Origin of the sequence: Pseudomonas sp. NDM, assembly GCF_003105095.1 — a bacterium.
Classification (GTDB): domain Bacteria; phylum Pseudomonadota; class Gammaproteobacteria; order Pseudomonadales; family Pseudomonadaceae; genus Aquipseudomonas; species Aquipseudomonas moraviensis_A.
Window position 1 is genome coordinate 1 of sequence record NZ_QETJ01000172.1, and the last position, 9,395, is coordinate 9,395.

Sequence of the window (9,395 nt, forward strand, 5' to 3'; positions counted from 1 at the left end):
ATTGCGGTCTGACATTCAACCTCTTCGGTGACTGTCAGACCGCAATCGCGAGCAGGCTCACTCCTACAGTTGTTTTGGGTGTGCTGAAAGATCAGCGGCGGTCAGCGACCACGCCGATCAGCACCAGCACAACCAGAAGCACCGGCGCCAGGCTGTAGTTGTTGAACTGGCTCAGGCCCTTGATCACCCACGGCGTCGCGTAGATCAGCGCGGCGCCGCTGCCGATCAGGCAGAGCAGGGCCATCAGGGGCACGCGCAGGGCACCGGCGATGCTGCCCAGGCGTTGCTCGACCCAGCCTTTGAAGTCGGCGCCGAACAGCACCAGCAGGCAACCGACCAGCGCCAAAGCGATTTCCGAGAGATTGCTGCGGCTCCAGCGGGAGACGGTGGCCAGCAGGTCGAGTATCAAATCCATGCGTTTTCCCTTTGAGCTGAAGTCAGTTCAGAAATTGTTGCAGCAAGTCGTTGAGGAACAGCTGGCCGCGTTCGGTGGCCGCCAGGCGTGACGGTTCGACCTGCAACAGGCCGCTTTGTTCGGCTTCGCGGCGGCCTTCGGCGAGGCTGTCGAGCGACAGTCCGGTGCGTTCCGGATACAGGCGCGATTCGACCCCGGCAGTCAGGCGCAGGGCGTTGATCAGGAACTCGAACGGCATCTCGTCATTGCTCAGCGGTTTCTCGCCAGCCTGAAAGTTTTTCGCCGGGTTCAGATAATCCTTCGGCAGGCGGGTTTTCCATGTGCGTACGATGCGTCCGTCCGGGTGACTCAATTTGCCATGGGCGCCGGCGCCGATGCCGATGAAGTCGCCGAAGCTCCAGTAATTGAGGTTGTGCCGCGCCGGGCGATCGGGCTGGGCATATGCCGACACTTCGTATTGCGCGTAACCGTGCTCGGCCAGCAGCGCCTGGCCAGCTTCCTGAATGTCCCACAGCGTGTCGTCTTCCGGCAGCACCGGCGGCTGATTCCAGAACACCGTGTTGGGTTCAAGCGTCAGCTGATACCAGGAAATGTGCGTCGGCTTCAGCGCGATGGCCTGACGCAGGTCGCTCAAGGCATCGTCCAGCGACTGATCGGGCAAACCGTGCATCAAGTCGAGGTTGAAATTATCGAACCCGGCCTGTCGCGCCATGCCCGCCGCACGCACGGCTTCGTCACCGTTGTGGATACGGCCGAGGGCCTCAAGTTTTTCCTGCTGAAAGCTCTGGATGCCGATCGACAGCCGATTGATCCCCAGCTTGCGATAGGCGACAAACTTCTCTTGTTCGAAGGTGCCCGGATTGGCCTCCAGGGTGATTTCAATGTCGGCGGCGAACGGGATGCGCTGCTCGACGCCCTGCAACAAACGCCCTAGGGCGTCGGCGCTGAACAGGCTCGGTGTCCCACCACCGAAGAAAATCGAGGTCAGCTCACGGCCATACACCGCATGCAGATCCTGATCGAGATCGGCCAGCAGCGCGTCGACGTACTCCTGCTCCGGCAGCACCGGGCTGGCGGTATGCGAGTTGAAATCGCAATACGGGCATTTGCGCACACACCACGGGATGTGGATGTACAGCGCCAGGGGCGGCAGAGTTGGCAGCGGCGCCCGAGGCGAGGAAGCGGCGCCGCCGATGATCAGCGACGACGCGGAAGAATCAGTGGTCATTTCAAGCCCAGACGCTGGCGCAGCAGATCCATTGCACGGGCGCGGTGGCTGATCTGGTTCTTGTCGGCCGGGCTCAGCTCGGCGCTGGAGCAGTCGCGCTCCGGCACCCAGAACAGCGGGTCGTAACCGAAGCCGTGTTCGCCGCTGGCTGCGGTGAGGATGCGGCCGTGCCACAGACCTTCGCAGAGAATCGGCAGCGGATCATCGGCGTGGCGCACCAGTGCTAAGACGCAGACGAACTGTGCGCCGCGCTCGGCTTCCGGCACATCTTTCAGCGCGTCGAGCAGTTTGGCGTTGTTCGCGGCATCGCCCTGGCCGTCGGCATAACGCGCCGAGTAGATGCCCGGCGCACCGCCGAGGAAATCCACCGCCAGCCCGGAATCGTCGGCCAGTGCCGGCAGCCCGGAAATGCGCGCGGCGTTGCGCGCCTTGAGGATCGCGTTCTCGACGAACGACAGGCCGGTTTCTTCCGGCTCGACCTTGCTCCATTCGCCAATCGAGCGCAGTTGCACCGAGTCGCCGAGCATGGCCTGGAGTTCTCTGAGTTTGCCGGCGTTATGGCTGGCCAGTACGAGCTGCTTGATGTTCATCATTCGCCGGGAAAAAGTTCTTGGTTGAAGTTGATGGTGTTGATCTTGTCGCCGTTCTGCACCTTGATTTCAAAGGTGCGGGTTTCCTGCTGCGGTACCGGGTACTGGGCGATGTAGTAGATCGCGCCCTGTTCGGTGACCTGGCGGAATTTCAGCGCCACGCTGTTGCTGGTCAGGTCCTTGACCGTGCCGGTGACGCTGGCGATCAGCGGTTTGCCGTCCTTGATCACCGAGACGTTGATCACGCCCTGGTTCTTGCTGCGGATCAGCTCGGCGGCCTTGGCGATGTCCGGCGTCAGAAACGTCGAGTTGAAAGTGTTGTAGTGCACCGTGACATCGCCGAAGGTTTCCTTGCGTTCACCTTTGATGACGTCTGCCGCCATGGCGCCAGCGCTCAGGCAGGCGGTGAGTAACAGCAACGCTGGACGACTCATGTTCGTGCTCCTCGAAATGGCCTGGCTCAGACCGCGACTCGGTGGTCCGCCAACTGCGGGCTGCTGACGCGGTAGATACCGATTTCACCTAACAGATTAGGCCATAGCTTACTGGCCCACCCGTGACGGTGCTGTTGATCCACGGCAAGCCGATCAATGACCTTGGCATCACGTTCGCGGCACAGCTCTTCGAAATCCTCGAAGGTGCAGAAGTGGATGTTCGGCGTGTTGTACCAGGTGTAGGGCAGGAACTCGGAGACCGGCATGCGGCCCTTGCTCGCCAGGTACCAGCGGCAGCGCCAGTGGCCGAAATTCGGGAAGGTGATGATGCACTGGCGGCCGACCCGGAGCATTTCGTCGAGGATCTTGTCCGGGTAATGCACCGCTTGCAGGGCCTGGGTCATGACGACGATGTCGAAACTGTTGCTGGCGAAGTTGCCCAGGCCCTTGTCCAGATCCTGCTCGATGACGTTGATGCCCTTGGCCACGCACTCGGCAATATTGTCGGCGTCGTTTTCCAGGCCATAACCGGTGACGTTCTTGTTGTCGCGCAGCCAGGTCAGCAGTTCGCCGTCACCGCAACCGAGGTCGAGGACGCGGCTGCCGGCGGGGATCCATTCCTGGATGATTTCCAGATCAGCTCTCATGGCTTTCTCACAACGAAATGCGGTTCATGTAATTGCCGAACGCCTGCAAGTAACGCGGGATCGGAATCAGAAAGGCGTCGTGGCCCTGCGGTGCGTCGATTTCCAGATAGCTGACGTCCTTGCGCGCGGCCATCAGCGCATCCACCAGTTCCCGCGAGCGCGCCGGGGAGAAGCGCCAGTCGGTGGTGAATGACATCACGCAGAACTTGGCCGTGGCGTTTTCGAAGGTTTTTGCCAGGTTATCGTCGAAGTTCGCCGCCGGATCGAAGTAGTCCAGAGCCTTGGTCATCAACAGATAGGTGTTGGCATCGAAGCGCCCGGAGAACTCTTCGCCCTGATAACGCAGGTAACTTTCAACCTGGAACTCGACACTGTGGAAGTCGTAGTTGAGTTTTTCGCTCTTCAGGCCGCGGCCGAATTTCTCGCCCATGGAGTCGTCGGACAGGTAAGTGATGTGGCCGACCATGCGCGCCAGCATCAGGCCGCGCTTGGGGATCACGCCCGCTTCCTGGAACGAACCGCCGTGGAACTCAGGGTCGGTGAGAATTGCCTGACGTGCCACTTCGTTGAACGCGATGTTCTGCGCCGACAGTTTGGGCGCCGAGGCGATGGCCAGGCAGTGACGCACGCGATCCGGGTAGGTGATGGTCCATTGCAGCGCCTGCATGCCGCCGAGGCTGCCGCCGATCACCGCCGCCCACTGGCCGATGCCGAGCAAGTCAGCGAGGCGCGCCTGGCTGTGCACCCAGTCTTCGACGGTGAGCACCGGGAAGTCGGCACCGAACGGCTTGCCGGTCTCCGGGTTGACGCTGCTCGGGCCGGTGGAGCCGTTGCAGCCGCCGAGGTTGTTCAGGCTGACCACGAAGAACTTGTTGGTGTCGATCGGCTTGCCGGGGCCGATGCAGCTGTCCCACCAACCGGGTTTGCGGTCGTCGACGCTGTGATAGCCGGCCGCGTGGTGGTGGCCGGACAAGGCGTGGCAGATCAGCACGGCGTTGCTCGCCTGGGCGTTCAGCGTGCCGTAGGTTTCGTAGATCAGATCATAGGCGGCCAGCGAACGCCCACAAGCCAGCGCCAGCGGTTCGCTGAAGTGCGCGGTTTGTGGTGTCACCAGACCAACAGAATCGGCGGGAAAGGCAGTTGGCATCGACCCTGCTCTCGTTGAAATGAGGCGTAAGTCTAAAGACCGTGGGGGGTAGCGGCAAGCGGCCCTCACCCTAGCCCTCTCCCGGAGGGAGAGGGGACTGACCGCGGCGATCTTCAGAGTGATGCTGACCTGAGGTATCGAGTCGAACTCAGGCCTTGAAAACAACCCGATCGGCTCCCTCTCCCTCGGGAGAGGGCTGGGGTGAGGGGAGCAGGCGACCCCATATCAAGTCGAGCGCCCGCTCCCTCTCACCTCACATCAGCAAACGCAAAATCTCCGGCATCATCGTCATCGCCGCCAGATTGTTGATCACCAGCATGTCGATCAATTTCAGCGCAAGGAAGGCGAAGATCGGCGACAGATCCAGGCCGCCGAGGTTCGGCAGGAAGCGGCGGAACGGTGCCAGCGCCGGTTCACAGATCTGGTTGACCAGTTCGGCGCCCGGATTGTGGCTGCCCGGTGCGACCCACGAGAGAATCACGCTGATGATCAGGGCGAAGAAGAAGATCTTCAGAAACAGCGCGGTAACGCCGATCAGCGACCAGATAAACAGTTGCAGCGGGTTGCCGGTGGTGCCGTAGGTCAACAGCAGGGTGAGTGCCATCAGCAGTAGCTGCACCAGAATCGCCAGTACCAGCGACGACATGTCGAGGCCGAACAGGCTCGGGATGATCCGGCGCAAAGGCTTGAGCAGCGGCTGGGTGGCCTTGACCACGAACTGGCACAGCGGGTTGTAGAAGTTCGCCCGCACCAGTTGCAGGACGAAGCGCAGCAGCACGATCAGCAGGTACAGGCTGCCGAGGGTTTGCAGCACGTAAACCGCTGCGGTGTTCAATCCGATCATGTAAGGCTCCTTTATTTGCCCAGTTGTTCGGCCATGTCGGCCGAGCGGTGCGCGGCGGCGCCGAGTGCGGTTTCAACCAGCGCTTCGAAGCCGCCAGCCTGGAATGATTTGATCGCTGCTTCCGTGGTGCCGTTTGGCGAGGTCACACGGCGACGCAGTTCGGCGGCGTCGACGTCGCTGGACACCGCCATGTGCGCGGCGCCCAGAGCGGTCTGCACGGTCAGTTGTTCAGCGATTTCCTTTGGCAAGCCGAGTTTGACGCCAGCGGCGGTCATCGCTTCGATCAACAGGAAAAAGTACGCCGGGCCGGAGCCGGACACGGCAGTCACGGCGTCCAGTTGCTGTTCTTCGTCCAGCCACAGGGCGATGCCGACGGCGGACAGCAGCTCTTCGGCTTGCTGACGCTGCTCGGCGGTCACTTCGCTGGTCGCGTACAAACCGCTGACACCCTGACGCAGCAGCGCCGGGGTGTTCGGCATGCAGCGCACGATCGGCTGTTCGCCGAGCCACGCGGTCATGCTCGCGCAGGTGATCCCGGCGGCGATCGACACCACCAGTTGATTCGGCTTCAGGCTGGGGCGAATCGCCTCGCACACAGCTTTCATCGCCTGTGGCTTGACCGCCAGCACGACGACATCGACGCCTTCGATAGCCTGGGCGTTGTCGGCGAAGGTTTCGATGCCGTGCTCGGCGCTGACCCTGGCGCGCGTGTCGTCGCCCGGATCGCTGGCGCGGATCTGCGCCGCTTCCAGACCCTTGGCGCGCAAGCCGCCAATCAGACTGGCCGCCATGTTGCCCGCACCGATAAACGCAATACGTGTGTTGCTCATGTGTGGTCCTTATCTGGAAACGTTCAAGACTGGGAATAATCTCTGGCGCCAAACAGCGCGGTACCGATCCGCACCCAGGTGGCGCCCTGGGCGATGGCCGACTCGAGGTCGTGGCTCATGCCCATGGACAAGGTGTCGAGCGGCAGCTCGAGGCTCGCCTGCAAGGTCTGCACGGCGGCGAAAGCAGCGTCCTGTTCGGCGCGCGCCTCGGTCGGCTCGGGAATCGCCATCAGCCCGCGCAGTTTCAGCCGGGGCAGGGCGCTGATGGCCTCGGCCAGCGCCGGCAGATCGGCCGGGGTGCAACCGGATTTACTCGCCTCGCCGCTGACATTGACCTGAATGCAGATGTTCAGTGGAGGCAGCTCGGCGGGGCGTTGTTCGGACAGGCGTTGGGCGATTTTCAGACGATCCACGGAGTGCACCCAGTCGAAATGCTCGGCAATCGCACGAGTCTTGTTCGATTGAATGGGGCCGATGAAGTGCCAGATCAAGGGCAGATCGGCCAGCTCCAGCTGTTTGCCCAAGGCTTCCTGCAGGTAGTTCTCGCCGAAGTCGCGCAAGCCGGCGGCATAGGCTTCGCGCAGGGCCTGGGTGGGTTTGGTCTTGCTCACGGCGAGCAAATGGATGCTGTTTTCGTCGCGGTGTGCAGCTTTGGCTGCTGCCTGGATGCGCGAACCAACCTGAAGGATGTTGTCTGCTATCGTGGACATCAAGAGGCGCCGGCGGTCTGTAGGTTCGCGGCATTCTACTGGAATTGAGGGACGCTATGGATATCACTGAACTGCTGGCCTTCAGCGCCAAACAGGGCGCATCCGACCTGCACCTGTCGGCGGGCCTGCCGCCGATGATCCGCGTCGATGGCGATGTGCGGCGGATCAATCTGCCGGCGCTGGATCACAAGCAAGTACACGATCTGATCTACGACATCATGAACGACACCCAGCGCATCGAATTCGAGAAAAATCTGGAAACGGATTTTTCCTTTGATGTGCCCGGCGTGGCGCGGTTTCGGGTCAACGCGTTCAACCAGAACCGAGGCGCCGGCGCAGTGTTCCGCACCATTCCCTCGAAAGTGCTGAGCATGGAAGACCTCGCCATGGGCGATGTTTTCCGCAAGATCACCGATGCGCCGCGCGGGCTGGTGCTCGTCACCGGGCCGACCGGTTCAGGCAAATCCACCACGCTGGCGGCAATGATCGATTACCTCAACACCCATCGCCATCACCACATTCTCACCATTGAGGACCCCATCGAGTTTGTCCACGAATCGCGCAAATGCCTGATCAATCAGCGCGAAGTCCATCGCGATACCCGCAGCTTCGCCACAGCGCTGCGTTCGGCCCTGCGTGAAGATCCGGACGTGATTCTGGTGGGTGAGATGCGTGATCTGGAAACCATTCGCCTGGCGCTGACCGCCGCTGAGACCGGGCATCTGGTGTTCGGCACACTGCACACGACGTCGGCGGCGAAGACCATCGACCGCGTGGTCGACGTGTTTCCCGGCGACGAGAAGTCGATGGTGCGTTCGATGCTGTCGGAGTCGTTGCTGGCGGTGGTGTCGCAGACGTTGATCAAGAAGATCGGCGGCGGGCGGGTGGCGGCGCATGAAATCATGCTCGGGACATCGGCGATTCGTAACCTGATCCGCGAGGACAAGGTGGCGCAGATGTATTCAGCGATTCAGACCGGTGGGTCGTTGGGGATGCAGACACTCGATATGTGCCTGAAAGATCTGGTAACCAAAGGCCTGATCAGCCGCGAGCATGCCCGCGAGAAAGCGCGTACACCGGATAATTTCTAGTAGCCAAAAGCAAAAGATCGCAGCCTTCGGCAGCTCCTACAGGGAAACGCTGATCCCAATGTAGGCGCTGCCGAAGGCTGCGATCTTTCGATCTTTCGATCTTTAGCGCTGGACTACACGCAGTTGCTGTTGCTCTTTGGGCAACACGCGCTTGGCCACGACGTAGTGCTTTTCCCAGTACGGCTTGTTCAGCGTGTCGATGCTCACCGCTTTGCCACGGCGCGGGGCGTGGATGAAGCGGTCGTTGCCCAGGTAGATGGCAACATGGTTGACCCGACGGCTCTTGATGTTGAAGAAAATCAGGTCGCCGGGTTTCAGATCCTTGCGCTCGACTTTCTCGCCGTGACCGCTGGCCATGGCGTTGGAGGTGCGTGGCAGGTCGAACGTAGCGTCGTTGAACGCGTATTTCACCAAGCCGCTGCAATCGAAGCCTTTACTTGGGCTGCTGCCGCCCCAACGATAAGGTGTACCGAGGACGTTCACCGCACGGCTCAGCACATTGCTGCTTTCCTTGCTCGCCATCGGTGGCACCAGTTTGCTGCGGCTCTTGCTGCTCAGCGTGGTGGTTTTGCTCTTGCTGCTTTTGCTCGCTGGAGCCGAAGCATGGGATTTAGGGGTAAAGCCGTTAACGTTTGGAAGACGTTGCTCACGATTGGTGGCGTGGGCGGCCAGTGGCATTAATAGGCAAATAGTCAGCCATGTCTTGAAAAATGGTCGCATTAGGCGTGGCTCGTAAGTGATAGCGCGCAACTTTATAACAGCTTTTTTTGCCGTTCCGAGGCCGTTCATCGATTCATTCCGCCGGCCAGGGAACCAAAAACGCTTAAAAAGTACGCAATTGTCCGACAGAAGTCAGGTTCTACAAGGGTTTCGCGCTAGCAACGGTAACATTTGCCATACGTCGGCCACCTGTAAAAAAGTCACAAAGAAATGAAGAATATTTATCTATCGAGTGCAATGAGGTCTTAATGAACAGCTATCAGCTACCCCGCGTGAAAGAAAAAGACACTCACAGCAAAGTCATCGGCTACCTGCTGTGGATTTTCGGATTCACGGGTGCGCACCGCTTTTATTACGGCAAGCCGGTGACCGGGACGATCTGGTTCTTCACCTTCGGTTTGCTGGGGATTGGCTGGCTCATCGACGTGTTTCTGATCCCGGCGATGGATCGCGAGGCCGACCTGCGTTTTGCCGCCGGGCCGATCGAGTACAACGTCGCGTGGATCCTGCTGACCTTCCTCGGTGTGTTCGGCGTACACCGCATGTATCAGGGCAAATGGATCAGCGGCTTGCTGTATCTGCTGACCGGCGGGTTGTTCTTTATTGGTGTGCTGTATGACTTCTGGACGCTGAACGATCAGGTGTCGGTGCGTAACGCGCAGAATCGCGGCGCCTTCCAGTAAGCTTTCGCGAGCAGGCTCGCTCCCACAGGAATCACCGCAAAACCTGTGGGAGCGAG

The 9,395-nt window shown here is 60.7% G+C and carries 12 protein-coding genes; 2 read left to right on the top strand and 10 right to left on the bottom strand.

The features are described from left to right. Positions 1–91 precede the first annotated feature (91 nt). The 9 genes from DCO47_RS23030 to DCO47_RS23070 form a co-directional block, all read right to left on the bottom strand. Positions 92–415: a DUF3392 domain-containing protein gene (locus DCO47_RS23030; protein WP_008083808.1), complete on the bottom strand. Its 324-nt coding sequence runs from the start codon at positions 413–415 to the stop codon at positions 92–94. A 22-nt stretch (positions 416–437) separates the two neighbouring features. Beyond that, on the bottom strand, positions 438–1,643 hold the full coding sequence (hemW, locus tag DCO47_RS23035) for a radical SAM family heme chaperone HemW (RefSeq protein WP_116658990.1): 1,206 nt from the start codon (positions 1,641–1,643) through the stop codon (positions 438–440). Further along, positions 1,640–2,236, bottom strand: coding sequence for an RdgB/HAM1 family non-canonical purine NTP pyrophosphatase (gene rdgB / locus DCO47_RS23040; protein ID WP_116658991.1), 597 nt, complete (start codon positions 2,234–2,236; stop codon positions 1,640–1,642). The genes hemW and rdgB overlap by 4 nt, the downstream gene beginning before the upstream one ends. After that, positions 2,233–2,667 (bottom strand): DUF4426 domain-containing protein, encoded by a 435-nt coding sequence (locus tag DCO47_RS23045; protein WP_116658992.1) that lies wholly within the window; start codon positions 2,665–2,667, stop codon positions 2,233–2,235. Before DCO47_RS23045 ends, rdgB begins: the two co-directional genes overlap by 4 nt. A 26-nt stretch (positions 2,668–2,693) precedes the next feature. Beyond that, complete coding sequence (metW, locus tag DCO47_RS23050) at positions 2,694–3,314, bottom strand: methionine biosynthesis protein MetW (protein ID WP_024014659.1); 621 nt, start codon at positions 3,312–3,314, stop codon at positions 2,694–2,696. A gap of 7 nt (positions 3,315–3,321) precedes the next feature. Then, complete coding sequence (locus DCO47_RS23055) at positions 3,322–4,461, bottom strand: homoserine O-acetyltransferase (protein ID WP_065615072.1); 1,140 nt, start codon at positions 4,459–4,461, stop codon at positions 3,322–3,324. A gap of 253 nt (positions 4,462–4,714) precedes the next feature. Next, the gene (locus tag DCO47_RS23060) at positions 4,715–5,305 is read right to left on the bottom strand and encodes a YggT family protein (RefSeq protein WP_064364751.1); all 591 of its coding nucleotides are present in this window, start codon (positions 5,303–5,305) and stop codon (positions 4,715–4,717) included. A gap of 11 nt (positions 5,306–5,316) precedes the next feature. Next, entirely contained in the window at positions 5,317–6,135 is an 819-nt protein-coding gene (proC, locus tag DCO47_RS23065) for a pyrroline-5-carboxylate reductase (RefSeq protein WP_116658993.1), read from the bottom strand. A gap of 23 nt (positions 6,136–6,158) precedes the next feature. Then, complete coding sequence (locus DCO47_RS23070; protein WP_116658994.1) at positions 6,159–6,845, bottom strand: YggS family pyridoxal phosphate-dependent enzyme; 687 nt, start codon at positions 6,843–6,845, stop codon at positions 6,159–6,161. Positions 6,846–6,901: 56 nt separating this feature from the next. Here DCO47_RS23070 and DCO47_RS23075 point away from each other — a divergent pair, with 56 nt between their 5' ends. Further along, positions 6,902–7,936, top strand: a complete 1,035-nt coding sequence (locus tag DCO47_RS23075; RefSeq protein ID WP_016772732.1) for a type IV pilus twitching motility protein PilT — start codon at positions 6,902–6,904, stop codon at positions 7,934–7,936. 102 nt (positions 7,937–8,038) lie between these two features. Here the strand turns inward: DCO47_RS23075 and DCO47_RS23080 are convergent, their stop codons facing one another. After that, positions 8,039–8,656: a C40 family peptidase gene (locus DCO47_RS23080; RefSeq protein ID WP_042606566.1), complete on the bottom strand. Its 618-nt coding sequence runs from the start codon at positions 8,654–8,656 to the stop codon at positions 8,039–8,041. A gap of 248 nt (positions 8,657–8,904) precedes the next feature. Between DCO47_RS23080 and DCO47_RS23085 the strand changes: the two genes are divergently transcribed. After that, a complete protein-coding gene (locus DCO47_RS23085) occupies positions 8,905–9,339 on the top strand; it encodes a TM2 domain-containing protein (RefSeq protein WP_039757549.1) in 435 nt (144 codons plus the stop codon). The last annotated feature ends 56 nt before the right edge of the window (positions 9,340–9,395 follow it).